Source organism: Streptomyces sp. NPDC058239 (assembly GCF_042882185.1).
In the GTDB taxonomy this organism is placed as follows: Bacteria; Actinomycetota; Actinomycetes; order Streptomycetales; family Streptomycetaceae; genus Streptomyces.
The window spans coordinates 288,524-314,292 of record NZ_JBHVWS010000003.1; the positions used below are offsets into that span (position 1 = coordinate 288,524).

Here is a 25,769-nt window from a genome sequence, read left to right on the forward strand (position 1 = left end):
GTACCCCGCCGAACGGCGGACCGCAGCAGTGCGCCCCCGCAGGGTGTCGCTCCGTCACCGACGACTAGTAGGGTGACGAACTCGGGGGCCCACTGCACCGGTTCGAGAGGTGGGGTACGGGATATGGCTGTCGGCATGAGCAGGCCGCGCGAGACACACGCGGCCGTCGTGCGCGCCGGTGAAGGCCCCGGCACGGCGGGCGAACCGGCCGAAGGGCCGGACCTCGGACCCGTCGATGCGACCGTCGATCCCGACGACCTCCCCGACGGCCTGGTCATCGCCGACGAGACCGGCCGGGTCATCTGCTTCAACTCCGCGGCCGCCCGGATCACCGCCGTGCCCCGGGCCGCCGCTCTCGGCCGCCCCCTGGAGCACGCGCTGCCGCTGGAGGACCTCAAGGGCCGCCGCTGGTGGGCGCTGACCGATCCGTACGGCGGCCTCGCCACCCGGGTCGGTCAGCCCGAGCGCAATCTGCTGCTGCCCGGCGGCCGCGAGGTCCTGGTCTCCGCACGGTACGTACGAGAGCACCCGACCGGTCCCGTACGCCGTCTGGTGATCTCGCTGCGCGGCACCGAGGCCCGCCGCCGCACCGAGCGCAGCCACGCCGAGCTGATCGCGACCGTCGCCCACGAGCTGCGCTCCCCGCTGACCTCCGTCAAGGGCTTCACAGCGACCCTCCTCGCCAAGTGGGAACGGTTCACCGACGACCAGAAGCGCCTGATGCTGGAGACCGTCGACGCCGACGCGGGCCGCGTCACCCGGCTCATTGCCGAACTGCTCGACATCTCCCGGATCGACTCCGGCCGGCTGGAGCTGCGACGGCAGCCCGTGGACCTCTCCGCCGCCGTCGAACGCCACATCCAGGCCCTCACCGCGAACGGCCAGACCCCCGACCGCTTCCTCGTCCGTACCTGCCAGCCGCTGCCCGCGGTCTGGGCCGACCCGGACAAGGTCGACCAGGTGCTCGGCAACCTGCTGGAAAACGCGGTGCGCCACGGCGAGGGAACCGTCACCATTGAAGTCGCACCCGCACCCGCGAAGAGCGACGAGAAGGGAACGGCCGTCACCGTGAGCGACGAAGGCCCCGGCATCCCCGAGGAGTCGATGGGCCGTGTCTTCACCCGCTTCTGGCGGGGGAGCAAGCGCGGCGGTACGGGCCTGGGCCTCTACATCGTCAAGGGCATCGTCGAGGCGCACGGCGGCACGATCACGGTCGGCCGCGGTCCCGGCGGCGGCGCGGAATTCCGATTTATTCTGCCCGTGAGCACGCCGGCCTACCTGGTCTGAGCAGCCCACGGGCCTCCCACACATCCTGTGACCCTTAGACTCGACCTTTGGCACCTTTGCGTCCTCCAGTCGTCGAGCGGGGCCATGGGGGTCCGGGGGTATTCCCCGGTAAGCGCAGTACCAGCCAATCGGAAGCACGGGAAGAGATGTCGGCACCGAACAAGTCGTACGACCCAGTCGAGGTCGAGGCACTGAAACCGGAAGAGATCGAGCGCATGCGGGACGAGGCGTTCGCCGCCTTCGCCGCCGCCGGTGACCTCGACGCGCTCGCCCAGGCGAAGACCGCGCACACCGGTGGTACCTCGCCCCTGTCGCTCGCCAACCGGGAGATCGGCGCCCTGCCGCCGCAGGCCAAGGCCGAGGCGGGCAAGCGCGTGGGCCAGGCCCGCGGCGCCGTGAGCAAGGCCCTCGCCGCCCGTCAGGCGGAGCTGGAGGCCGAGCGGGACGCCCGCGTGCTGGTCGAGGAGGCGGTGGATGTCACGCTGCCCTACGACCGCATCCCGGCCGGCGCCCGCCACCCGCTGACGACCTTCATGGAGCGTGTCGCGGACGTCTTCGTGGCCATGGGCTACGAGGTCGCGGAGGGCCCCGAGGTCGAGGCGGAGTGGTTCAACTTCGACGCCCTGAACTTCGTGCCCGACCACCCGGCCCGGCAGATGCAGGACACCTTCTTCATCCAGGGCGCCGACGGTGCCAGGAACGACGAGTCCGGTGTCGTGCTGCGTACGCACACCTCGCCGGTACAGGCCCGCACCCTGCTCGACCGTGAGCCCCCCGTCTACGTCGTCTGCCCCGGCCGCGTCTACCGCACCGACGAGCTCGACGCGACGCACACCCCGGTCTTCCACCAGATCGAGCTGCTCGCCATCGACGAGGGCCTCACCATGGCCGACCTCAAGGGCACCCTCGACCACATGGTCCAGGCGCTCTTCGGCCCGGACATGAAGACCCGGCTCCGGCCGAACTTCTTCCCGTTCACCGAGCCGTCCGCCGAGATGGACATGGTCTGCTACGTCTGCCGCGGCGCCTCCGTCGGCAACCCGGACCGCCCCTGCCGCACCTGCGGCAGCGAGGGCTGGATCGAGCTCGGCGGCTGCGGCATGGTCAACCCCAAGGTGCTCATCGCCTGCGGTGTCGACCCCAAGAAGTACAGCGGATTCGCCTTCGGGTTCGGCATCGAACGGATGCTGATGTTCCGCCACAACGTCGAAGACATGCGAGACATGGTCGAGGGTGACGTCCGGTTCACCCGGCCGTTCGGGATGGAGATCTGATGCGCGTCCCGCTTTCCTGGCTGCGGGAGTACGTCGACCTGCCGGCGACGGAGACCGGCCGTGATGTACAGGCCAAGCTCGTCGCCGTGGGTCTGGAGGTCGAGACCGTCGAGCAGATCGGTGCCGGCCTCAAGGGCCCGCTGGTCGTCGGACAGGTACTGACCATCGAGGAGCTGGAGGGTTTCAAGAAGCCCATCCGCTTCTGCACGGTCGACGTCGGCAACGCCAACGGCACCGGCGAGCCGCAGGAGATCGTCTGCGGAGCCCGTAACTTCTCCGTCGGCGACAAGGTCGTCGTGGTCCTCCCGGGCGCCGTCCTGCCCGGCGACTTCGCGATCGCCGCACGCAAGACGTACGGCAAGACCTCGCACGGCATGATCTGCTCCACCGACGAGCTCGGCATGGGCGACGACGGCACGCACGGCATCATCGTGCTGCCGCCGGAGCACGAGGTCGGCACCGACGCGATCGAGCTGCTCCAGCTCGTCGACGAGGTCCTCGACATCGCCGTCACGCCGGACCGCGGCTACTGCCTGTCCATGCGTGGCGTCGCCCGCGAGACCGCCATCGCTTACGGGCTGCCGCTGCGCGACCCGGCCCTTCTCGACGTGCCCGCGCCGAACGCGTTCGGTTACCCGGTCAAGGTCGCCGACCCGATCGGCTGCGACAGGTTCACCGCGCGCACCGTCGTCGGCCTGCAGTCCGAGGCACGCTCCCCGATCTGGCTGCAGCGCAGGCTGCAGAAGGCCGGGATGCGCCCGATCTCGCTCGCCGTCGACATCACCAACTACGTGATGCTGGAGCTCGGCCAGCCGCTGCACGCCTACGACCGCACCCGCATCGACGGGCCGATCGGGGTGCGCCGCGCCCAGCAGGGCGAGAAGCTCACCACCCTCGACGGCACGGTCCGCGTCCTGGACGCCGAGGACCTGGTCATCACCGACAACCGCGGGCCGATCGGCCTCGCGGGTGTCATGGGCGGAGCCAACACCGAGATCGCGGACGTCCGGGAGGACGCGCACAGCACCACCGAGGTCGTCATCGAGGCCGCGCACTTCGACGCGATCTCGATCGCCCGGACCGCGCGCCGCCACAAGCTGTCCTCCGAGGCGTCCAAGCGCTTCGAGCGCGGCGCCGACCCGCAGGCCGCGGCCGCCGCCGCACAGCGCACCGTCGACCTGCTGGTGCTGCTCGCCGGCGGCACCGCCGAGGCCGGTGTCACCGAGGTGGCCGCCCCCTCCGCACCGCGCACCATCGCGATGCCCGCGGACCACCCCGACCGGGTGGCCGGTGTCGCCTACGGCCGCGAGACCGTCGTACGCCGCCTCCAGCAGGTCGGCTGCGACGTCTACGGGCAGGACGAGCTCCTCGTCACCGTGCCGTCCTGGCGGCCCGACCTGAGCGAGCCGAACGACCTCGCCGAAGAGGTCATCCGTCTCGAGGGTTACGAGAACCTCCCGTCCACCCTCCCGACGCCGCCGTCCGGCCGCGGGCTCACCGACCGTCAGCGGCTGCACCGCAGGATCGGCCGGGCGCTCGCCGGAGCCGGCTACGTCGAGGCGCTGAACTACCCGTTCATCGGCGACGCCGTGCTCGACCAGCTCGGGATCGACTCCGACGACGCCCGCCGCCGTACGGTCGAGCTCGTCAACCCGCTCTCCGACGAGGAGCCGGCGCTGCGCACCACGCTGCTGCCGGGCCTGCTCGGCGCACTGCGGCGCAACGACGGCCGTGGCAGCCACGACCTCGCGCTCTTCGAGACCGGCCTGGTCTTCAGGCCGACCGGCAGCGAGACGAAGGCCGTACGGCTGCCCGTCGACCGCCGTCCCACCGACGAGGAGATCGCGGGGCTCAACGCCACGCTGCCGCGTCAGCCGCGCCGCGCCGCGGTCGTCCTCGCGGGCGCCCGCGAGCAGGCCGGCTGGTGGGGCAAGGGCCGCCCGGCCGACTGGGCGGACTCCATCGAGGCCGCTCGTACGATCGCCCGTGAGGCGGGCGTCGAGGTGACCGTCCGGAGCGACCAGCACGCGCCGTGGCACCCGGGCCGCTGCGCCGCGCTGTACGTCACGGTGAACGGCGAGGAGACCCTCTTCGGGCACGCCGGTGAGCTGCACCCGCGCGTCATCAAGGAGCTCCACCTGCCGGAGCGCACCTGCGCCATGGAGGTCGAGCTCGACGTCCTGGAGCAGGCCGTCGACGGTGCGCTCCGGGCGCCCCGGATCTCCGCCTTCCCGGTGGCGACCCAGGACGTCGCGCTGATCGTCGCCGAGAGCGTCCCCGCCGCCGAGGTGGAGCACGCGCTGCGTGCGGGCGCGGGTGAACTCCTCGAATCGCTGCGGCTGTTCGACGTCTTCACCGGCGACCAGATCGGTGCGGGCCGCAAGTCCCTGGCGTACGCGCTGCGCTTCCGCGCGGCGGACCGCACGCTGACCGTGGACGAGGCCACGGCCGCCCGCGACGCGGCGGTGGCCCTGGCCGCCGAGCGGACGGGCGCGGTGCTGCGGGGCGCGTAGCCCCTCATGCGGCACACATCATGAAAGAGGGGCGTATCCGCTGACCGGATACGCCCCTCCTGTGCTCGCCGAGCGGCACAGAACCGCTCGCGGGCGTTGCCCGCACCGTCCGCGCCGCCACGGAGTGTCGGGCAGGTCGGCGGAGACGGACGGTGCGGGTGCGGGTCGTCGACTGTACGAGGGGGAGCAGACGACCCGGCCGCCTCTTGCGAGACGACTGATTCAACCGATCCGAGCACCGGCGCAGCAGAGTGCGCAGCGGGACAGTTCGGGCATTGCGTTCACACCCCGTGTGAATCGTGCTCCACTGGTGCGACACGCCTCGGCGTGCCGAATCACCGGAGGGGCAAATGGGGGCAACGGAGCCCAACATTCTGCTGGAGGCCCTGATCGGGGAGGCCGGCGTCTCCCGGGCGGGCCTCGCCGCGCACATCAACCGGGCCGGCCGTTCCCGCGGACTGTGCCTGCGGTACGAACACACCGCGGTGGCACGGTGGTTGAAAGGGCAGCGCCCGCGCGGCCAGGTGCCGGACCTGATCTGTGAAGTGCTCGGGAGCCGGCTGAACAGGTCTCTTTCGCTGGACGACATCGGCATGGCGACCCCGGGCGCCGGCACGGCCGTGCCCGGATCCACGCTCACCGGATTCGTCGAGCGGGCCACCGCGCAGTGGCGTTCCGACGACCAGCAGCGCCCGCACATACTCGCCGCGGCCGCCGTCACGGGCACCACCGCGGTGATGCCCGTCTGGGAGTGGGAGAACCCGCCGGAGGACGTCGACGTCTCCCGCAGCGGCCCGACCCGGGTCTGCGTGGCCGACATAGTGACCCTGCGCGCGGCCCGTGCCCACTACGAACTGATGTACCGCAGGGCAGGCGGAATCGCGACCCGTTCCCGCATCGTCGGCTTCCTCAACACAGGGACCGCCCCGCTGCTGCGCGGCAGCTACAGCGACGCGATGGGGCGCCAACTGCACCGGGCGACGGGCGGGCTGGTGGCGGTCGCGGGCATCTGCGCCTACGACTCCGACGCGCACGGGCTCGCCCAGCGCTACTTCCACCAGGCACTGCGGCTGGCCAAGGCGAGCGGCGACCGGGGGCTCGGCGGCTATGTGATCGCCCTGCTGGTCAACCAGTCGCTGTTCCTCGCCGACTACCGGCAGTCGGTGGCCTTCGCGCAGGCGGCGCTACGGGCCGCCGGCCGGCACATCACTCCCGCGCTGGCCGCCGATCTGTACGCGATGCAGGCCAAGGCGTACGCCCGGATCGGCGACGCCACAAGCGCCCTGGAGTGCGTCCGGCGCGCCGAGTCGGAGGCCGGACGCATCCGGGCGGGCCATGAACCGGACGAGACGGGGTACGTCCAGCCGGGCCTGGTCGATGTGCAGGTGGCCGAGGCCCTGCTCAGCCTCGGAGATCTGCCGGGAGCCAGGGAACACGCGGTGACGGCCGCGCGGACCCCTGCGCACGACCGGGGCCGGGTGCACCGGCTGGCCATGCTGACCCATATCGAGCTGCGTCAGGGCGAGGCGGACCGGGCGGCGGCCACGGCCGTGGAGATGGCGGAGCGGGCCAGGGGCATGGAGTCGCAACGGCTGCGCGACCGGCTGCGTGCGGTGCGCGAGGATCTGATCGCGAGCGGCTGCGCCGACGCGGGGCGGGCCGCCGAACTGATCGACGGGGCGTTGCGCGTACCGCTGTGAGTTCGGACCCGCGGGTACCGGTACGTTCCCCTCCGGTCCGGCTCCTGCTGCGATGTTGTCACCTACTTGTCGGAAGGTGGCAAAACTGTGCAGTGGACGAATCTGAACGAGCAAACCGTGTATGAGAACCGCTGGTTCCGGGTCAACCTGGCGGATGTGCTCATCCCCGACGGCCGTCATCTCGACCACTACCTCATCCGGCTCCGCGCCGTCGCGGCGGCCACCGTCGTCAATGAGGCCAACGAGGTACTGCTGCTCTGGCGGCACCGGTTCATCACCGACAGCTGGGGCTGGGAACTCGCCGCCGGCGTCGTCGAGGACGGCGAGGACATCGAAGCGGCTGCCGCCCGGGAGATGGAGGAGGAGACCGGCTGGCGCCCCGGACCGCTGCGTCCGCTGCTGACCGTGGAGCCGTCGAACGGCCTCACCGACGCCCGGCACCACCTCTACTGGTCCGAGGAGGCCATCTGGACCGGCCACCCCAGCGACGACTTCGAGTCCTCGCGCCGCGAGTGGATACCGCTCAAGCTGGTGCCCGACATGATCGCCCGTGGCGAGGTCCCGGCTGCGGGCATGGTGGCGGGGCTGATGATGCTCCATCACTTACGGCTGGGATGAAACCCCCGGAACCGAGGCCGGGACGAAGCTCCCGGAACCATGAACGGGGCCGGCCGGGGGTTTCCCGGCCGGCCCCGTGCGGGCACGAGAGACGGATCAGGAGTACGGGTAGAAGCCCGAGCCCGTCTTGCGGCCGAGCCGGCCCGCGTCCACCATCCGCTGAAGCAGCGGGGGAGCGGCGTACAGCGGCTCCTTGAACTCCGCGTACATCGAGTCGGCGACCGAGGCCACGGTGTCCAGACCGATCAGGTCGGAGAGCTTGAGCGGGCCCATCGGGTGGGCGCAGCCGAGCTCCATGCCGTTGTCGATGTCCTCACGGCTGGCGATCCCCGACTCGAACATCCGGATCGCGGAGAGAAGATACGGAATCAGCAGCGCGTTGACGACGAAGCCGGAGCGGTCCTGGGCGCGGATCGGGTGCTTGTCGAGCACGTCCTGCACCAGGGCCTCGGCGCGCTGCACCGTCTCGTCGGACGTCGTCAGCGCGGGAATCAGCTCGACGAGCTTCTGCACCGGGGCCGGGTTGAAGAAGTGGATGCCGATGACCCGGTCCGGGCGAGAGGTCGCCACGGCCAGCTTCACCAGCGGAATGGACGAGGTGTTCGAGGCGAGGATCGCGTCCTGCCGGGTCACCACCTGGTCGAGCACCTGGAAGATCTCGGTCTTGACCTGCTCGTTCTCCACGACGGCCTCGATGACGAGATCGCGGTCGGCGAACTCTCCGAGGTCGGTGGTGAAGCTCAGACGAGCCAGTGTCTCGTCGCGCTCCTCCGGAGTGATCTTGCCGCGTTCGGCGGCCTTCGAGAGGGAGTTGTGCAGCCGGGTGCGGCCGATCTCCAGCGCCTCGCCGGTGGTCTCGGCCACCTTGACCTCAAGACCGCTGCGGGCGCACACCTCCGCGATACCCGCGCCCATCTGGCCACAGCCCACCACTCCGACGCGTGCAATGTCGGCCATAGAGTCCGTCACCTCGTGCCTTTCGCTGTTCTCCGTGTCGCAGGTTCCCGTCTGATTCCGGTGCCCCGCCCCGACCCCCCGACGTTACTCCGCGACCCACGGGTCATTGCGGTCCGGGGCGGGCATGCTCTGCGTTACGCCCGGATACCGGGGCGGCGGACGAGGACAGAGAGACGGCAGGTGCAACGAAATGCGGCAAATGGCCAGAAGAGGCTTTGTGGCAGGTGCGGCCGGGGTGGTCGCAGCGGTGGTGAGCACAATCACCACGGCCGGTGATGCCGTCGCGCTCCCTTCCCAGCAGGCCCGCACCGGGCCGGCGGACACAGCGCCGCGCAAGGGTCACCATGTGGCGCGGCGCGAGCTGCGCGGCATGTGGGTCGCCACCGTCGCCAACATCGACTGGCCCTCCGCGCCCGGTCTGACAGCGGCCGCGCAGGAGGCCGAGCTGATCGCGTACCTCGACGAGGCCGTCGACCGGCGGCTGAACGCCGTGATCCTCCAGGTCCGGCCGACGGCCGACGCCCTCTGGCCCTCGCCCTACGAACCGTGGGCCCAGTACCTCACCGGGGTGCAGGGCAAGGACCCCGGCTGGGATCCGCTGGGCACGGCCGTCCGTGAGGCGCACCGCCGCGGGCTCGAACTGCATGCCTGGTTCAACCCGTACCGGGTCGCCAACCACACCGATCCGTCCCGCCTGGTCGCCACCCACCCCGCCAGGCTGCACCCCGACTGGGTCCTGCCGTACGGCGGGAAGCTCTACTACAACCCCGGAATCCCCGAGGTCCGCCGCTTCGTCCAGGACGCGATGCTCGACGCGGTCCGCCGCTACGACATCGATGCCGTGCACTGGGACGACTACTTCTACCCGTACCCGGTGGCCGGGCAGGTCTTCGACGACGACGCCACGTACGCGAAATACGGTGCGGGCTTCCCGGACAAGGCCGCCTGGCGGCGCGACAACACCGACAAGCTGGTGCGCGAGACGGCCGAGCGGATCAAGAGGATCAAGAAGAACGTCCAGTTCGGGATCAGCCCGTTCGGTGTGTGGCGCAACGCCGCGACCGACCCGCTCGGCTCCGACACGAAGGCGGGTGTGCAGACCTACGACGATCTGCACGCCGACACCCGCGGCTGGGTCGAGAAGGGCTGGATCGACTACATCTGCCCGCAGATCTACTGGAACATCGGCTTCGCCGCCGCCGACTACGCCAAGCTGCTGCCCTGGTGGGACGCGGTCGTACGGGGCACGGGCGTCGATCTGTTCGTGGGCGAGGCGCTCTACAAGGCCGGTGACCCCGCCCAGCCCGCCGCCTGGCAGGACCCGGCCGAACTCTCCCGGCACCTCGACTTCGCCGCCGCCTACGACCAGGTGCGCGGCCACGTCTACTTCTCCGGCAAGGACGTGGTCACGGACCGGATCGGAACCATGGACCGGGTGGTGGCCGACCACTATCGCAACAGGGTGCGCCCACCCCGCTGACAGAAGAAGCGGAGTGGACGCACCGGGTGTTGTGGGCGGGCTGCCAGGAACTGGTCGGCCCGCCCGGGGCCCGGGAGGTGAAGAGCAGTGCCGTCCGCCGAAGGCCGCTACGGAGTCTCCGGCGCCTGCTTACGGACTCTGTGCTGTACGACGCTGTCGGGACCGGGCGAAATCAGGTGTTCGTGTCCGTCCTCGGAGCGGACGCGGTACGGGGGAGTGCCCCCGGCCCCGAGCACTTCGAGGATCTCTGCGACCTGGTCGTGCTGTCCCACGGTCCTGCCGTGCGTCAGCAGCCGGTCGCCCGCGTGTGCCTCCATCTGGAGTGACCTCCTCACGGGTGGCGGTCCTTGTCGACAAGTCTATGACCGAAAAGTGACTTCGCCCGGTGGGAGGTACGTGGTTCTCACCCCGGACGCCGGGCGCGCCCCGTCCGCTGGGTGGCCGCGATGCAGACGAGCACCGCGATTGCCGCCACCGGCGCCGCCGTCGAGACCTCTTCGCCGAGCAGGAGGAACGACCACACCAGTGTCAGCAGCGGCTGTGCGAGCTGAAGCTGGCTGGCCCGCGGAACCCCGATCTCCGCCATCCCGCGGTACCAGACGTACAGGCCGATGAAGGTGGACCCGGCCGCCACCCAGACCAGTCCGATCACTCCGTGCGCGGTCAGCCGCACCGGCTCCAAGGGCAATGCGATGGCCGCCCCCGCCGCCGCGAGCGGCAGGGCGAGAATCAGAGCCCAGCCGACCACCTGCCAGCCCGGCATGACCCCGGCCAGCCTGCCGCCTTCGGTGTATCCCGCCGCGCACACCAGCAGCGCGCCGAACAGATACAGATCACCGCCGGACAGCGCACCACCGCTCTCCTGCACGGTGAACGCGATCACCACGGCCGCCCCGGCGAGCGCCGCGATCCAGAAGGCGCGCGGCGGCCGCGCCCCGGTCCGCAGTGAGGAGAACACCGCGGTGGTCAGCGGCAGCAGCCCCACCACGACAGCTGCGTGCGAGGTCGTCGACGTCTGCAGCGCCAGCGTCGTCAGCAGCGGGAAGCCGACCACCACACCGGCGACGACGACGAGGAGCCCGGCCCAGTGCCTGCGGTCCGGCACCGGAACACGGCCCGCCAGCAGCACAGCACCCGCGATCGCGGCGGCGAGCAGGGTGCGCAGCGCCACCAGCGACCAGGGGCCGAAGCTCTCCAGTCCCCAGGCCGTGGACGGGAAGGTCAGCGAGAAGGCGACGACACCGAGCCCGGCGAGAGTCACGCCACCGCGGTTCGCCGTACCGGCCGTCGATGAGCCAACCGCTATCGTGGTTCCGGGAGTAGCGCTATCCTTAACTTTCATGCAAGAGCGTAGCAGCGTCGCTGAACTCGTTGATTCTCTCCGCGGCGAACTGAACCGCTACCCACCAGGTGGAAAGCTGCCGTCCAGCCGCGCCCTCGTGGAGCGCTTCCGGGTCAGCCCCGTCACCGTCTCCCGGGCCATTGCCCAGCTCGCCGCCGAGGGGCTCGTCGTCACCCGCCCCGGCTCCGGCGCCTTCCGGGCGAAGCCCCGTACCGATGTGCCCCCGCCGGGCGACACCTCCTGGCAGGAGATCTCCCTCAGTGGCGACGGCGGCCCCGAAGCGGTGCCGCGTACCGTCGACGCCTCCGGTGTCCTGGTCACACTCACCGCACCGCCGCCCGGCGTCATCGAGCTCAACGGCGGCTACCTCCACTCCTCGCTCCAGCCGGAGCGGGCGCTCGCCGCCGCCCTCGCCAGGGCCGGCCGCCGCCCCGGCGCCTGGGGCCGCCCGCCCACCGACGGTCTGACCGAACTGCGTGCCTGGTTCGCCCGGGAGGTCGGGCCCGCGCTCGGCGCCGCCGACGTACTCATCACCGCGGGTGGCCAGAGCGCCCTGGCCACCGCACTGCGCGCCCTGGCCCCGCCCGGCGCCCCGGTCCTGGTCGAATCGCCCACCTACCCGGGCATGCTGGCCGCCGCCCGAGCCACCGGACTGCGGCCCGTACCGGTACCCGTCGACGCCGACGGTGTGCGGCCGGAGCTGCTCGCCGATGCCTTCCGGGCCACCGGCGCCCGCGTCTTCGTCTGCCAGCCGCTCTTCCAGAACCCGACCGGTGCGGTCCTCGCCCCCGAGCGGCGCGGCGAGGTCGTGCGGATCGCCCGTGCGGCGGGAGCCTTCGTCATCGAGGACGACTTCGCCCGCCGCCTGGTCCACGACGACGCCGGGCCACTGCCCGCACCTCTGGCCGCCGACGACCCCGACGGTGTGGTCGTCCATGTCTGCTCCCTGACCAAGGTCACCTCGCCCAGCCTGCGGGTGGGCGCGCTCGCCGCCCGCGGCCCGGTGCTGGGACGGCTGCGCGCCATTCAGATCGTCGACAGCTTCTTCGTGCCCCGGCCGCTCCAGGAGGCCGCGCTCGAACTGGTCGGCTCCCCGGCATGGGGTCACCATCTGCGTTCGGTGTCGACCGAGCTGAGAAACCGGCGTACTGCCATGACGACGGCCCTGCGGCAGGAACTGCCCGCCCTCGCGCTCCCGCACATCCCCGCGGGCGGCGGCAGCCTGTGGCTGCGCCTGCCGGACGCGGAAGCCGGTACGGACGAGTCCGCGGTGGTCTCGGCGGCCCTGCGCGCGGGCGTGGCCATCGCACCCGGCCGCCCGTACTTCTGCGCCGAACCCCCTTGCCCGCAGATCCGGTTGAGCTTCGCCACGGTCGCCGGGGCGGCCGAGATCGCCGAGGGGGTCCGACGCCTGCGCACCGCCTGCGACGAAGTCCTGACCGGCTTGGGGGATGACCTCCGGCCGTGAACGGCGACATGCCGCAGCAGTGTCACGAGATCTCGTCCGACCCGACCCGTCCCGTCCGGACGCGGCCCGTATCCACCGCCGGCTCTCCACCGACGCCCGCTGGGCCCTCGGGCGCACCCGCGAGCACCGGGACGGGGCCATCGCCGGATCGCTCAACTCCGGCGCCCACGACGTCGACTCGGGTGATCAGATCGGCTTCGCCCGGATGGTGACCGACTTCGCCACCTTCGCCTGGCTCTGCGATGTGTACGTCGACCGCTCGGCCCGCGGTCATGGCGTCACCGCACAGATGGTCACCACCGCGCGCGACCATCTGGCCCCTGGCCCCCACCGGTATCCGCGGGTTCACGCTCGCCACCGAGGACGTCCACGGGGTCTACGAGAAGGTCGACTTCAAGCCACTGGAGGACTCGCACACGCGGATGTGCATCCGGATCGGCTGAGCCGGAAGCGCTTGCGAAGGCCCTCTTGACCCGCGTGGCGTTGGGATCCACGATCACCGCCATGACTGTTCGAGTCTCGCTCGTCGCCGCGGCGCGCAGCTCCGCCCTGCTCGCCGAGCGCTTCGACGACGACCGGCCGCTCGACCACGCCGGCTGGCACGAGGTGCAGCTTGCCGCACACGCCCTGGTGCCCCTGGGCGCAGCCGAACTGCGCTACTGCTCACCGACCCCACGCAGCCGCGCCACCGGCGAGGCGCTCGGTTACGCCCCGCTCGTCCAGCCCGCCCTGCGCGACTGCGACATGGGCCGCTGGCGCGGCTGCACCCTCGCCGATGTCGCGGCACGCGAACCCGCGGCCGTCGACGCCTGGCTCGCGGACCCGCGCTCCGCCCCGCACGGCGGTGAACCGCTGCTCGCCTTCATCTCGCGGGTAGGGGGCTGGCTGGACACCCGCCCCGCATGCGACGGCGCCATCGTCGCCGTCGCCGAACCGGCAGTCGTCCGGGCCGCCCTCGTCTATGCGCTGGGGGCCCCGCCGTCGACGTACTGGAACGTCGACGTCCGACCGCTGTCCACGGTCACGCTCGCCGGTGGGCCCGGCCGCTGGAGCCTCAGGCTCGAAGCGGGGGCCCGCTGAACGGCCGCCTCTCGTGGGCGCATGAGGCCTTCCCGCCGGTCCGACCAGTCGGTATGTTGCGTACCCACTGAGTCCCACAGGCATGTCCCAGGCGAGGGAGGCCACCGTGCCGCAGATCCACGGCCACTGCGACGACCGATTCTCCGCGGTGCGCACCGCGTTCGAAGCGAACTTCCGGGAGCGCGACGAACTGGGCGCGGCCGTGACCGTACTGATCGGCGGAGAGCCGGTCGTCGACCTCTGGGGCGGCTGGGCCGACGCCGCCCGCAGCCGCCCCTGGGAGCAGGACACCCTGGTCAACGTCTGGTCCACGACCAAGGGCCCGACCGCCCTCTGCGCCCACATTCTCGCCGACCGGGGCCTGCTCGACCTCGACGCCCCGGTTGCCGCGTACTGGCCGGAATTCGCCGCGGCGGGCAAGGAGGCCGTGCTCGTACGCCAGCTGCTCTCGCACCGCGCGGGGCTGGCCGGGCTGCGCGAGCCGCACACCCTGGCCGAGCTCTACGACTGGGACCTGACCACCGCCCGGCTTGCGGCGACCGAGCCCTGGTGGGAGCCCGGCACACGGTCCGGCTACCACGCCCTCACGTACGGCTTCCTGGTCGGCGAGTTGGTCCGGCGGATCACCGGTCTGCTGCCGGGTGAGTTCCTCCAGCAGGAGGTGACCGGTCCGCTCGGCATCGACTTCACTGTGGGGCTTCCCGAGAAGGAGGCGGGCCGCGTCGCCGAACTCGTCGTCGCGGAGACCGGCGCACGTCAACAGGCCGCGCTGTTCGCGCAGATGGAACCCTTGGCCGTCGCCACGCTGCTCAACCCGCCCACGGGTGCTGCCGCCGCCAACACCCCGCAGTGGCGGGCGGCCCAGATCCCCGCGGCCAACGGCCACGGCACCGCCCGCGCCGTTGCCGCGCTGTACGGGATCTTCGCCGGACGGGGCAGGTCGGGCGACCGGCGGATCCTCTCCGAGGAGGCCGTCGAGCGTGTCCGCGAGGGACAGGGGTCCTGCCGCGACCTGGTACTCGGCGCGGGCATCGGCCATGACACGGAGATCGCGCTCGGGCTGTGGCTGAGCGGCCCCGAGGGCTCCTACGGTCCCAACCCGCGGGCCTTTGGCCATGACGGCGCGGGCGGCTCCTGCGGCCTCGCCGACCCGGAGGCCGGTCTCGCCCTGGGCTACGTGATGAACCGGATGGGCCACCGGATCTCCGACGATCCGCGCAAGACGGCCCTGATCGAGGCGGTGTACGGGGCACTGTGACCGGCCGACGCGCGAAGGCCGGCACCGGATGACCGGCACCGGCCTCCGCCGCGCACACCCCGGACGGGCAGCTTCGGTCAGGCCTCCTTGTCCGAGGCGGCGATGAGCGTGAGGGCCTCGGCGATGCCCGTCTCGGCGGTCGCCTTGTCGATGCCGAGGTCCGTCAGCACACCCGCGCCGTCCTCCTGCTCCAGCAGGGCGAGCAGGATGTGTTCGGTGCCGATGTAGTTGTGGCCCATCCGCAAGGCCTCCCGGAACGTCAGCTCCAGTGCCTTGCGGGCCCCGGGGTCGAACGGGATGAGGTCCGGCAGCTCGTCGACCCCGGCCGGCAGAGCCTCGGTCGCGGCCTGGCGGACGGCCTCCAGCGTCACGCCCTGGGACTTGATGAACGCGGGGCCCAGTGCCTCCGGCTCGGCGAGCAGTCCCAGCACCAGGTGCTCGGTGCGCACCTCGTTGTTGCCTGCGGCGCGGGCCTCGTTCTGCGCGGTCATCACGACGTTCCTGGCCCGTTCGGTGAAGCGGCCGAACCCTTGGCTGGGGTCCAGGTCCGAGGGCTCGCCGGGGTCCTTGGAGACGAACCGCTTCTGGGCCGCCTGCCTGGTCACCCCCATGCTCTTCCCGATCTCCGTCCAGGAAGCGCCCGAGCGTCGGGCCTGGTCCACGAAGTGCCCGATGAGATGGTCGGCCACATCGCCGAGGTGGTCCGCGGCGATGACCGCGTCGGAGAGCTGGTCGAGGGCGTCGGTGTGGACCTTTTTGATGGCCTCGATCAGGTCATCGAGGCGTACGGGATTGGTTGGGCGTACAGGTTTCACCATGTGTCAACTGTAGGTTGACACGCCTCCACTGTCAACTGTCAGTTGACAGTGGAGGCGGTGAAATCCGTGCCACTGGCGCGGGATCACCAGAACGCCGTACAGAAGACGCATGCCTCCCAATGGGCCGGCGCGCACAGGACGCGGTGCCGTAGGCACGAGGCCATGACGGCTTCCTCCGGGCCGGGAAAGGGGAAGCCGCCGCTCGGCCGCTCCACGCCGGCCGGATCGAATGCCTCGACCATCTCCCGGTACTGCCGCAGACAGCCCTCGGCGAAGGGCGGCTCGTAGTCCAGTTCGTCCCACCGGTGCCTGCGCAGCGCGAGATCGAGCACCCGCAGGACGAAGTCCTTCGCAGCCGCCTGCTCGTGCGGGGAGCGGCCCCAGTCGACGTCCTCCAGATCGAACCCGACCACCCCGCGCCCGATGACGCTCTGGTCCTGCCAGGTCAGCAGAGTGGCGAAGCGGTACTCCCAGGCGCTGTCGGCGAGATCGGACACGGCCAGCATGAGCACATCGACGAAGACGTCCGTGCCCCCGTTGGACATGGACAGACTGCGGCCCCCGCCGTGAAAGACGTTCCCCATCCGAACACCGTACCGAGCCGAATCGCGCGGCCGGCCGTGGCCGTCCCTCTCCGGCCGGATACGACGGAGCGCGCCGTCCGACGGAGTACGTCGGACGGCGCGCTCATTCAGCGGTTCCGTGTGCGGGTCAGAGGACGCCGCTGTCCGCGATGGTGATCTGCGCCTGGGGCCGGCCGCTCTGCGAGCCGAGGGCCTCGATCTTCTTGACCAGGTCCATGCTCTCCTGGTTGTCGACCTCACCGAACACCACGTGCTTGCCGTCCAGCCACGACGTCACGATGGTCGTGATGAAGAACTGGGAGCCGTTGGAGTCGGGGCCGCTGTTGGCCATGGAGAGCAGGCCCGGCTTGGTGTGCGCGAGCTTGAAGTTCTCGTCCGGGAACTTCGCCCCGTAGATGCTCTTGCCACCCGTGCCGTTGCCCCGGGTGAAGTCGCCGCCCTGCAGCATGAAGTCGGGGATGACCCGGTGGAAGGACGATCCCTTGTAGCCGAAGCCCTTCTCGCCGGTCGCCAGCGCGCGGAAGTTCTCCGCGGTCTTGGGAACGACGTCGTCGAACAGTTTGAACGTGATCCGCCCAGCGGGCTCGTCATTGATGGTGATGTCGAAGTAAACCTTGCTCGTCATGGAACCATCCTGACATCGATGCGCTCGGCGCCGACGGGCGGGCACGGTGCCGGGCCCGTCGGCGTGGCAGCGGGGGTGGACACCGCGGCGCCCGCTTCCGCTGTCCTGCACGTCGACGACTGGTTAGGGTGAAGAGGGGGCGCAGGCTCAGGGAGGTCCGATGTGACTGTGGATCCCAACGCGAGCGCCGGGACGTTCAGTGCTTTCGACGCATCCCCGGGTGTCGGCGCGCCCCGCTATCTGCCGGTCGCCGAGCACGGCCTGATCGGCGATCTGCGCAGCGCGGCGCTGGTGGACACCAACGGCACCATCGACTGGTACTGCTGCCCGCGCTTCGACGCACCCAGTGTCTTCGCCTCGATCCTCGACGCCGACCGCGGCGGGTATTTCGAGCTCGCGGCGGATGCCCCGACACGTACCAAGCAGTTCTACTTCCCCGACACCAATGTGCTGATCACCCGCTTCTTCGCGGAGGACGGGGTCGGCGAGGTCCAGGACTTCATGCCGGTACTCGACGATTCGCGCGAGGCCGACCGGCACCGTCTGATCCGGCGCGTGGTGTGCGTCCGCGGATCGTTGCCGTTCCGCGCCCGTGTGGCCCCCCGTTTCGAGTACGGGGCGCAGCCGCACACCGTGCACGTACAGCATGGCCAGGCGGTCTTCGAATCGCCCTCGCTCACTCTCGCGCTGACGTCGAGTGTGCCGCTCGAGGTCGCCGGCCAGGACGTGTGGTCGCTGTTCAAGCTGCACGAGGGCGAGTCCGCGGTCTTCGCCCTCGACCGGGTCGGCGGCGACGTGGTACCCCGCTTCTGCCCGCTGTCGGAGGCGGAGCAGCAGTTCAACGCCACCGTCGGGTACTGGCGGCATTGGCTGTCCCGGTCGCGGTACCGCGGTCGCTGGCGGGAGATGGTGCACCGCTCCGCCCTCACCCTGAAGCTGCTCACCTACGCCCCGACCGGCGCCATCATCGCCGCGCCGACCACCAGCCTGCCCGAACGCATCGGGGGCGAACGCAACTGGGACTACCGCTACGTATGGATCCGTGACGCAGCGTTCTGTGTGTATGCGCTGCTCAGGCTCGGCTTCACCGAGGAGGCCGAGGCGTTCATGGGCTTCCTCACCGAGCATGTCCGTCTCGAAGAAACCAGGGAGACCGGCCCGCTGCAGATCATGTACGGCATCGACGGGCGCCGTGAGCTGCCCGAGCGCGAGCTGACCCATCTCGAGGGCTACCTGGGCTCGGCTCCCGTACGCGTCGGCAATGGCGCCGTCCACCAGTTGCAGCTGGACATCTACGGGGCGCTCATCGACGCCCTGTATCTCTACGACAAGTGGGGGCAGCCCATCTCCAGTGCGCACTGGGACAGCATCAGCGAGCTGGTCGACTGGTTGTGCGACCACTGGGACCAGCCCGACCAGGGGATCTGGGAGACCCGCAGCGGGCGCAAGAACTTCCTCTACTCGCGATTGATGTGCTGGGTGGCCATCGAGCGCGCCATGCGGCTGGCCCGGCATCGCGGCCTGCCCGTCGACATCGTGCGGTGGGGGCGGGCCCGGGATGCGATCTATCGCCGGATCATGCGCCACGGCTGGTCCGACGAGCGGCACGCCTTCGTCCAGTACGAGGACGGCCACGTCCTGGACGCGTCCCTGCTGATGATGCCGCTGGCGAAGTTCGTCTCCCCGACCGACCCGAAGTGGCTCAGCACGCTGGACGCGCTGGGCGAGGACCTGGTGTCGGACTCGCTGGTCTACCGCTACGACCCGCAGGCCAGCCCGGACGGGCTGCGGGGCGATGAGGGCACGTTCTCGATCTGCTCGTTCTGGTACGTCGAGGCGCTGGCCCGCGCCGGCCGCCTGGACGAGGCCCGACTCGCGTTCGAGAAGATGCTCACGTACGCCAACCACCTCGGTCTGTATGCGGAGGAGATCGGCCACACCGGGGAGCAGCGCGGGAACTTCCCTCAGGCCTTCACCCACCTGGCGCTGATCAGCGCGGCCTTCGGTCTCGACCGTGCGCTCGGCTAGGGCGTGAGTTCAGGTACCCGTGCAGAGCTTGATCGTCGCTGCCGTCGTCGGAGAGGAATGGCCGGGGACGGAGACCAGACGCACGCCGATGTGACCGAGCGTTCTGGTTGGCCCGACTGGTCAACCAGAACGCTCACAGGAGGTGCTGGGCGTCGCGGTCGCCGGAGGTGGGGTACCGCCCTGGCGTCGGTCAGCGGGTGGCGAGGAGTTCGAGCGTATCGATCACGCGGTTCGAGAAGCCCCACTCGTTGTCGTACCAGGCGACCACCTTGACGTGGCGCCCGTCGACGCGGGTAAGGGCCGAGTCGAAGATCGACGAGGCCGGATTGCCCGTGATGTCGGAGGACACGAGCGGGAAGTCCGAGTACTCGAGGATGCCGGCGAGCGGCCCATCCGCCGCGGTGCGGTACGCCGTCAGCACGTCGTCGCGCGTCACGTCACGGGCGACGGTCGTGTTGAGCTCGACGATCGATCCCACCGGAACCGGCACACGGATCGAGTCGCCCGACAGCTTGCCTTCCAGGTTCGGCAGCACCAGACCGATCGCCTTGGCGGCGCCCGTCGTGGTCGGCACGATGTTGACAGCGGCGGCTCGCGCGCGACGGGCGTCACGGTGCGGACCGTCCTGAAGGTTCTGCTCCTGCGTGTAGGCGTGCACCGTGGTCATGAAGCCGTGCTCGATCCCGGCGAGCTCGTCGAGTACCGCGGCCAGCGGTGCGAGCGCGTTGGTCGTGCACGAAGCGTTCGAGACGATCGTGTGCACGGTCGGGTCGTACGCGTCGGTGTTGACACCGAATGCCAGCGTGACATCGGCGCCGTCCGACGGCGCGCTGACCAGGACCTTCTTCGCGCCCGCATCGAGGTGGGCGCGGGCGGCCTCGGCCGACGTGAAGCGGCCGGTCGCTTCGAGGACGACATCGACACCGAGTTCGGCCCACGGCAGCTGCGCCGGTTCGCGCTCCGCGAGCACCTTGATGCGACGGCCGTCGACAACGAGGGCGTCCCCGTCGGCGGTCACCGGGCGACCGAGCCGGCCGGCCGTCGTGTCGTAGGCGAGCAGTCGTGCGAGGGTGGCGGGCTCCGTGAGGTCGTTGACGGCGACGACCTCGAGGTCGCTGTCGCGTTCGAGCAGCGCGCGCAGCACATTGCGTCCGATGCGGCCGAATCCGTTGATGGCGATGCGAGTCATGAGTGGTGTCCCTTCGGTTCGCCACCAGGCTCGCTCGCGGCACCCGCCGGTGACAGTGGCGGGATCGCCACGGTTCAAAAGGATCACGCCAAGCAGCGGGGCTACTCGCCCTGGGCGAAGGTGCGCCGGTACTCGCTCGGCGTGGTGCCGAGGATGCGATGGAAGTGCAGCCGCAGATTCGTACCGGTGCCGAGACCGACGTCGGCGGCGATCTGCTCGACGCTCCGCTGCGAACGCTCGAGCAGTTCGCGGGCCACGTCGATGCGGGCGCGCATGACCCACTGCATCGGCGTGTACCCCGTGTCCTCGACGAAGCGTCGCGAGAACGTGCGCGGCGACGCCGCCGCATGCCGGGCGAGCGTTTCAAGGGTGAGGGCCTCGCCGAGCCGGTGCAGCGCCCACTCCCGGGTGGCGGCGAACCGCTCGCCGAGCGGCTCGGGCACGCTGCGCGGCACGTACTGCGCCTGACCGCCGCTGCGGTAGGGGGCTGCGACCAGTCGCCGCGCCGCGTGGTTCGACGCGGCCACCCCGAGATCGCCGCGCAGAATGTGCAGGCACAGGTCGATGCCCGAGGCGGCGCCGGCCGACGTCAGCACGCTGCCCTCGTCGACGAACAGAACGTTCTCGTCGACCTGAACGAGCGGATGCTTCGCCGCGAGTGCCTGCGTGTAATGCCAGTGCGTTGTGGCGCGCTTGCCGTCGAGCAGGCCCGTGGCGGCGAGCGCGAAGGCGCCCGTCGAGATGGCGGCGAGCCGCGCGCCCCGATCGTGGGCGCCGGTCAGCGCATCAACGACGGCCTGCGGCGGGTCGTCGCGGTCCGGGAACCGGTAGCCGGGGACGAAGACGATGTCGGCCCACTCAAGTGCGTGGAGGCCGTGGGCGACGTAGTACGACAGGCCGTCGCCACCGGTCACGAGACCGGATTCCGCGCCGCACACCCGCACCTCGTACGGCATGCTCGCGCGGGTCGAGAACACCTGCGCGGGAATACCGACATCGAGCGGCTTCGCACCTTCGAGCACGAGGACGGCGACGTGATGCGGGGATGGGGCAGGCACGGGGAAAAGGGTACGCGGGGGTGCGGGGGCGCATCGGCCCGGTTCCGGAAGCCGGGCAGGTCCGCCGGGGGTCTCGGCTCACCTGCGGGCCGGCTCAACCGCTCACGGGCCACCTGAAGAACTCGGTCACACGCACGTCGGAGTGTGAATCGGAGGTCTTTGCATAAAAGTGCATTGCTGCGTATAGTCATGCCATCGACGAGGAGGATTTCGATGGTGGTACGTGCAGCAGTGGCAGGGGCGAGCGGATACGCCGGTGGGGAGCTGCTCCGTCTCCTGCTGGTCCACCCCGAGGTCGAGATCGGGGCCCTCACCGCCAATTCCAACGCGGGGCAGAAGCTCGGTGCGCTGCAGCCGCATCTGCGGCCGCTCGCCGACCGTGTACTTCAGCCGACCACGCCCGAGGTCCTCGCCGGGCACGATGTCGTCTTCCTCGCCCTTCCGCACGGGCAGTCCGCCGCCGTCGCCGAGCAACTCGGTGACGAGGTGCTCGTGGTCGACATGGGCGCCGACTTCCGGCTCCGGGACGCAGCGGACTGGGAGAAATTCTACGGCTCGCCGCACGCCGGGACCTGGCCGTACGGTCTGCCCGAACTTCCGGGAGGGCGCCCGGCGTTGGCGGGGTCCAAGCGTATCGCGGTGCCCGGCTGCTACCCGACCGCCGTCTCTCTCGCGCTCTTCCCGGCGTACGCCGCTCACCTGGCCGAGCCCGAGGCCGTGATCGTCGCCGCGTCCGGTACCTCCGGGGCGGGCAAGGCGGCCAAGCCACATCTGCTCGGCTCCGAAGTGATGGGCAACATGTCCCCGTACGGCGTCGGCGGGGTCCACCGGCACACACCCGAGATGATCCAGAACCTCAGTGCCGCAGCCGGTGAACCGGTCACGGTCTCCTTCACGCCGACCCTGGCGCCGATGCCCCGCGGCATCCTCGCGACGTGCAGCGCGAAGGCGAAGCCGGGCGTGAGCGCCCAGACCGTCCGTGACGTGTACGAGAAGGCGTTCGCCGAGGAGCCGTTCGTCGACCTGCTCCCCGAGGGGCAGTGGCCCGCCACAGCGTCCGTCCACGGTTCCAACGCCGTACAGATCCAGGTCGCTCACGACGAGGCGGCAGGCCGGATCATCGTCATCAGCGCGATCGACAACCTCGCCAAGGGCACCGCCGGCGGTGCCCTGCAGAGCATGAACATCGCCCTCGGACTTCCCGAGGACACAGGTCTTTCCACGATCGGAGTCGCACCGTGAGTGTCACGGCAGCACAGGGTTTCTCGGCGGCGGGCATCGCCGCGGGAATCAAGGAGAGCGGTAACCCGGACCTGGCCCTCGTGGTCAACCACGGTCCGCGTCGCTGCGCCGCGGGCGTCTTCACCTCCAACCGCGTCAAGGCCGCCCCCGTCCTCTGGTCGGAGCAGGTGCTCAAGGGCGGCGAGGTCAGTGCCGTCGTTCTCAACTCCGGTGGTGCCAACGCCTGTACGGGCCCGCAGGGCTTCCAGGACACTCACGCCACCGCGGAGAAGGCTGCCGAGGTCCTCACCGGTCACAGCGCGGGCGAGATCGCGGTCGCATCGACCGGGCTGATCGGCACGCTGCTTCCGATGGACAAGCTGCTGCCCGGCATCGAGAAGGCAGCGGCCGCCCTCAGCGAGCACGGCGGCGAGAAGGCCGCCATCGCGATCAAGACCACCGACACCGTCCACAAGACCGCCGTCGCGGGCGGCGAGGGGTGGACCGTCGGCGGTATGGCCAAGGGCGCGGGCATGCTCGCCCCGGGTCTCGCCACCATGCTGGTCGTCCTCACCACCGACGCCGACGTGGAGGCGCCGGCGCTGGACACCGCACTGCGTGCCGCCACCCGCACCACCTTCGACCGGGTCGACTCCGACGGCTGCATGTCGACCAACGACACCGTGCTGCTGCTGGCCTCCGGCGCGAGTGGGATCACCCCGGAGCAGGACGAGTTCGCCGAGGCCGTACGGACCGTCTGCGCCGACCTCGCCCGGCAGCTCATCGGTGACGCCGAGGGCGCCTCCAAGGACATCCGGATCGAGGTCGTCAACGCCGCGACCGAGGACGACGCCGTCGAGGTGGGCCGGTCCATCGCCCGTAACAACCTCCTCAAGTGCGCCATCCACGGCGAGGACCCCAACTGGGGCCGGGTCCTCTCCGCGATCGGCACGACGAAGGCCGCCTTCGAACCGGACCAGCTGAATGTCGCCATCAACGGCGTATGGGTCTGCAGGAACGGCGGCGTCGGCGAGGACCGCGACCTGGTCGACATGCGCTACCGGGAAGTGAAGATCACCGCAGACCTGGCCACCGGCACCGAGTCGGCCGTCATCTGGGCCAACGACCTCACTGCCGACTACGTCCACGAGAACAGCGCGTACAGCTCATGACCACGGCGCGGAAGCACACCGCACTCCCGAAGGCGCAGATCCTCATCGAGGCGCTGCCCTGGCTGACCCGGCACAACGGCAAGACCGTCGTCATCAAGTTCGGCGGCAACGCCATGATCGACGAGGAGCTGAAGGCGGCCTTCGCCCAGGACGTCGTCTTCCTGCGCCAGGCCGGCCTCAAGCCCGTCGTCGTGCACGGCGGCGGCCCGCAGATCAGCGCCCAGCTCGACAAGCAGGGCCTGGTCAGCGAGTTCAAGGCCGGTCTGCGCGTCACCACGCCCGAGGCGATGGACGTCGTACGGATGGTGCTGGCCGGACAGGTCCAGCGCGAGCTCGTCGGCCTGCTCAACCAGCACGGCCCGCTCGCCGTCGGCATGACCGGCGAGGACGCCCACACGATCACCGCCACCCGGCACAGGCCGACCATCGACGGCGAACTCGTCGACATCGGCCGGGTCGGCGAGATCACCGCCATAGACACCGGGGCGATCCAGGCGCTGCTGGACGACGGCCGGATCCCCGTCGTCTCCTCCATCGCACGCTCCGCCGACGACAACCACGTCTACAACGTCAACGCCGACACCGCGGCCGCCGCACTCGCCGCCGCGCTGAACGCCGAGACGCTGATGGTCCTCACCGATGTCGAGGGCCTCTACGAGGACTGGCCCAACAGCGACGACGTGATCAGCCGCCTCACCGCCACCGAGCTGGAGAAGCTGCTTCCCGAGCTGTCCAGCGGCATGGTCCCGAAGATGCAGGGCTGCCTGCACGCCGTACGCAACGGCGTCGAGACCGCCCGTGTCATCGACGGCCGGGTCCAGCACTCGATCCTGCTGGAGATCTTCACCGACGAAGGAATCGGCACGATGGTCGTGCCCGACGCACAGGGGGAGTCATGAGCAACCAGGAGCTCTCGCAGCGCTGGCAGCACGCGCTGATGGACAACTACGGCACACCCCGGCTGTCCCTCGTCCGAGGCGAAGGCGCCCATGTGTGGGACGCCGACGGCACCGAGTACCTCGACTTCGTCGGCGGTATCGCCGTGAACGCCCTGGGACACGCCCACCCCGCCGTCGTCGAGGCCGTATCGGCCCAGATCGCCTCCCTCGGCCATGTCTCCAACCTCTTCATCGCACCGCCGCCCGTCGCCCTCGCCGAACGGCTGCTGCAGCTCTTCGGCCAGGGCGGCAGGGTCTATTTCGCCAACTCGGGTGCCGAGGCCAACGAGGCCGCCTTCAAGATCGGCCGGCTGACCGGGCGGACCCACATGGTCGCCACCGACGGCGGCTTTCACGGCCGGACCATGGGCGCACTCGCGCTGACCGGTCAGCCCTCGAAGCGCGAGCCCTTCGAGCCGCTGCCCGGCGATGTCACACATGTCCCGTACGGGGATGCCGAGGCGCTGCGGGCCGCCGTGACCACCGACACCGCGTTGGTGATCATTGAGCCCATCCAGGGCGAGAACGGTGTGGTCGTGCCGCCCGAGGGCTACTTGGAGGCCGCCCGGGAGATCACCCGGGCGACGGGCACCCTGCTCGTCCTCGACGAGGTGCAGACCGGTATCGGCCGCTGCGGCCACTGGTTCGAGCACCAGGCCCACCAGGGTGTCGAGCCGGACATCGTCACCCTCGCCAAGGGCCTCGGCGGCGGACTGCCGATCGGCGCGACCGTCGCGTTCGGTCCGGCGGCCGATCTGCTGAAGCCGGGCCAGCACGGCACGACGTTCGGCGGCAACCCGATCGCCTGCGCCGCAGGTCTCGCCGTCCTGGACACCCTGGCGGCCGATGGTGCCCTGGACCGGGTGAAGCGGCTCGGCGAGAAGATCCGGGACGGCGTGGAGGGTCTCGGGCACCCGTTGGTCTCCCACGTCCGTGGCTCCGGGCTGCTGCTGGGTATCGTGCTCACCGAGCCCCTCGCACCTCAGGTGCAACAGGCGGCTCAGGGAGCCGGAATCCTGGTGAACGCACCCGCCCCCGATGTCCTGCGGCTCATGCCGCCGCTGATCATCGGTGACACGGAGGTCGACGCGTTCCTCCAAGCGCTGCCCGGTGCTCTCGACGCGGCAAAAGGGGACGGACGATCCGGAGAATGAGGCGA

23 protein-coding genes and 1 pseudogene are annotated in these 25,769 nt (G+C 70.5%); 16 read left to right on the top strand and 8 right to left on the bottom strand.

Going from position 1 to position 25,769, the window contains the following annotated elements:
- The first annotated feature begins 123 nt into the window (after positions 1-123).
- The 5 genes from ACFVYE_RS06295 (at position 124) to ACFVYE_RS06315 (ending at position 7,392) form a co-directional block, all read left to right on the top strand.
- A complete protein-coding gene (locus ACFVYE_RS06295) occupies positions 124-1,287 on the top strand; it encodes an ATP-binding protein (protein WP_383974782.1) in 1,164 nt (387 codons plus the stop codon).
- Positions 1,288-1,433: 146 nt separating this feature from the next.
- On the top strand, positions 1,434-2,561 hold the full coding sequence (pheS, locus tag ACFVYE_RS06300) for a phenylalanine--tRNA ligase subunit alpha (RefSeq protein ID WP_383974786.1): 1,128 nt from the start codon (positions 1,434-1,436) through the stop codon (positions 2,559-2,561).
- Complete coding sequence (gene pheT, locus ACFVYE_RS06305) at positions 2,561-5,074, top strand: phenylalanine--tRNA ligase subunit beta (RefSeq protein WP_383974789.1); 2,514 nt, start codon at positions 2,561-2,563, stop codon at positions 5,072-5,074. Before pheS ends, pheT begins: the two co-directional genes overlap by 1 nt.
- A 350-nt stretch (positions 5,075-5,424) precedes the next feature.
- A complete protein-coding gene (locus tag ACFVYE_RS06310; RefSeq protein ID WP_389604340.1) occupies positions 5,425-6,774 on the top strand; it encodes a transcriptional regulator in 1,350 nt (449 codons plus the stop codon).
- An 87-nt stretch (positions 6,775-6,861) separates the two neighbouring features.
- Positions 6,862-7,392: an NUDIX domain-containing protein gene (locus ACFVYE_RS06315; RefSeq protein WP_383974794.1), complete on the top strand. Its 531-nt coding sequence runs from the start codon at positions 6,862-6,864 to the stop codon at positions 7,390-7,392.
- 96 nt (positions 7,393-7,488) lie between these two features.
- Here the strand turns inward: ACFVYE_RS06315 and ACFVYE_RS06320 are convergent, their stop codons facing one another.
- Positions 7,489-8,349 (bottom strand): 3-hydroxybutyryl-CoA dehydrogenase, encoded by an 861-nt coding sequence (locus ACFVYE_RS06320; protein WP_383977379.1) that lies wholly within the window; start codon positions 8,347-8,349, stop codon positions 7,489-7,491.
- Positions 8,350-8,566: 217 nt separating this feature from the next.
- On the opposite strand from ACFVYE_RS06320, the gene ACFVYE_RS06325 reads away from it, so the two are divergent.
- Entirely contained in the window at positions 8,567-9,829 is a 1,263-nt protein-coding gene (locus ACFVYE_RS06325; protein WP_383977399.1) for a glycoside hydrolase family 10 protein, read from the top strand.
- A 107-nt stretch (positions 9,830-9,936) separates the two neighbouring features.
- Here the strand turns inward: ACFVYE_RS06325 and ACFVYE_RS06330 are convergent, their stop codons facing one another.
- Complete coding sequence (locus tag ACFVYE_RS06330; RefSeq protein ID WP_266362966.1) at positions 9,937-10,146, bottom strand: DUF1918 domain-containing protein; 210 nt, start codon at positions 10,144-10,146, stop codon at positions 9,937-9,939.
- Positions 10,147-10,232: 86 nt separating this feature from the next.
- Positions 10,233-11,171, bottom strand: coding sequence for a DMT family transporter (locus tag ACFVYE_RS06335; RefSeq protein ID WP_389604343.1), 939 nt, complete (start codon positions 11,169-11,171; stop codon positions 10,233-10,235).
- Here ACFVYE_RS06335 and ACFVYE_RS06340 point away from each other — a divergent pair.
- The 5 genes and pseudogenes from ACFVYE_RS06340 (at position 11,170) to ACFVYE_RS06360 (ending at position 14,977) form a co-directional block, all read left to right on the top strand.
- On the top strand, positions 11,170-12,639 hold the full coding sequence (locus ACFVYE_RS06340; RefSeq protein WP_383977385.1) for a PLP-dependent aminotransferase family protein: 1,470 nt from the start codon (positions 11,170-11,172) through the stop codon (positions 12,637-12,639). The genes ACFVYE_RS06335 and ACFVYE_RS06340 overlap by 2 nt on opposite strands.
- A 205-nt stretch (positions 12,640-12,844) precedes the next feature.
- Positions 12,845-12,895: pseudogene (locus ACFVYE_RS06345) on the top strand (GNAT family N-acetyltransferase); the annotation flags it as partial.
- Positions 12,896-12,911: 16 nt separating this feature from the next.
- A complete protein-coding gene (locus ACFVYE_RS06350) occupies positions 12,912-13,082 on the top strand; it encodes a hypothetical protein (RefSeq protein ID WP_383977402.1) in 171 nt (56 codons plus the stop codon).
- Positions 13,083-13,143: 61 nt separating this feature from the next.
- Positions 13,144-13,719, top strand: coding sequence for a histidine phosphatase family protein (locus ACFVYE_RS06355; RefSeq protein WP_383977387.1), 576 nt, complete (start codon positions 13,144-13,146; stop codon positions 13,717-13,719).
- 82 nt (positions 13,720-13,801) lie between these two features.
- The gene (locus ACFVYE_RS06360; RefSeq protein WP_389604345.1) at positions 13,802-14,977 is read left to right on the top strand and encodes a serine hydrolase domain-containing protein; all 1,176 of its coding nucleotides are present in this window, start codon (positions 13,802-13,804) and stop codon (positions 14,975-14,977) included.
- A gap of 77 nt (positions 14,978-15,054) precedes the next feature.
- Here the strand turns inward: ACFVYE_RS06360 and ACFVYE_RS06365 are convergent, their stop codons facing one another.
- The 3 genes from ACFVYE_RS06365 to ACFVYE_RS06375 form a co-directional block, all read right to left on the bottom strand.
- Positions 15,055-15,795 (bottom strand): Clp protease N-terminal domain-containing protein, encoded by a 741-nt coding sequence (locus ACFVYE_RS06365; protein ID WP_389604347.1) that lies wholly within the window; start codon positions 15,793-15,795, stop codon positions 15,055-15,057.
- A gap of 83 nt (positions 15,796-15,878) precedes the next feature.
- The gene (locus tag ACFVYE_RS06370; RefSeq protein WP_389604349.1) at positions 15,879-16,379 is read right to left on the bottom strand and encodes a hypothetical protein; all 501 of its coding nucleotides are present in this window, start codon (positions 16,377-16,379) and stop codon (positions 15,879-15,881) included.
- 127 nt (positions 16,380-16,506) lie between these two features.
- Positions 16,507-17,004, bottom strand: coding sequence for a peptidylprolyl isomerase (locus ACFVYE_RS06375; RefSeq protein WP_383968002.1), 498 nt, complete (start codon positions 17,002-17,004; stop codon positions 16,507-16,509).
- A 168-nt stretch (positions 17,005-17,172) separates the two neighbouring features.
- Between ACFVYE_RS06375 and ACFVYE_RS06380 the strand changes: the two genes are divergently transcribed.
- Positions 17,173-19,032, top strand: a complete 1,860-nt coding sequence (locus tag ACFVYE_RS06380; protein ID WP_389604460.1) for a glycoside hydrolase family 15 protein — start codon at positions 17,173-17,175, stop codon at positions 19,030-19,032.
- Between the two features lie 190 nt (positions 19,033-19,222).
- On the opposite strand, the gene gap is transcribed toward ACFVYE_RS06380, so the two are convergent.
- Both gap and ACFVYE_RS06390 read right to left on the bottom strand, forming a co-directional pair.
- The gene (gene gap, locus ACFVYE_RS06385; protein ID WP_383968004.1) at positions 19,223-20,221 is read right to left on the bottom strand and encodes a type I glyceraldehyde-3-phosphate dehydrogenase; all 999 of its coding nucleotides are present in this window, start codon (positions 20,219-20,221) and stop codon (positions 19,223-19,225) included.
- Positions 20,222-20,322: 101 nt separating this feature from the next.
- Positions 20,323-21,279, bottom strand: coding sequence for a GlxA family transcriptional regulator (locus tag ACFVYE_RS06390; RefSeq protein WP_389604352.1), 957 nt, complete (start codon positions 21,277-21,279; stop codon positions 20,323-20,325).
- A gap of 213 nt (positions 21,280-21,492) precedes the next feature.
- On the opposite strand from ACFVYE_RS06390, the gene argC reads away from it, so the two are divergent.
- Genes argC through ACFVYE_RS06410 form a run of 4 tightly spaced genes read left to right on the top strand, consistent with a single transcriptional unit; the run spans position 21,493 to position 25,764 of the window.
- Positions 21,493-22,521, top strand: coding sequence for an N-acetyl-gamma-glutamyl-phosphate reductase (gene argC / locus ACFVYE_RS06395; protein ID WP_383968010.1), 1,029 nt, complete (start codon positions 21,493-21,495; stop codon positions 22,519-22,521).
- Positions 22,518-23,672, top strand: coding sequence for a bifunctional glutamate N-acetyltransferase/amino-acid acetyltransferase ArgJ (gene argJ / locus ACFVYE_RS06400; RefSeq protein ID WP_383968013.1), 1,155 nt, complete (start codon positions 22,518-22,520; stop codon positions 23,670-23,672). Before argC ends, argJ begins: the two co-directional genes overlap by 4 nt.
- On the top strand, positions 23,669-24,571 hold the full coding sequence (gene argB / locus ACFVYE_RS06405) for an acetylglutamate kinase (RefSeq protein WP_383968015.1): 903 nt from the start codon (positions 23,669-23,671) through the stop codon (positions 24,569-24,571). The genes argJ and argB overlap by 4 nt, the downstream gene beginning before the upstream one ends.
- Positions 24,568-25,764, top strand: coding sequence for an acetylornithine transaminase (locus ACFVYE_RS06410; RefSeq protein ID WP_383968016.1), 1,197 nt, complete (start codon positions 24,568-24,570; stop codon positions 25,762-25,764). Before argB ends, ACFVYE_RS06410 begins: the two co-directional genes overlap by 4 nt.
- Positions 25,765-25,769: the final 5 nt, after the last annotated feature.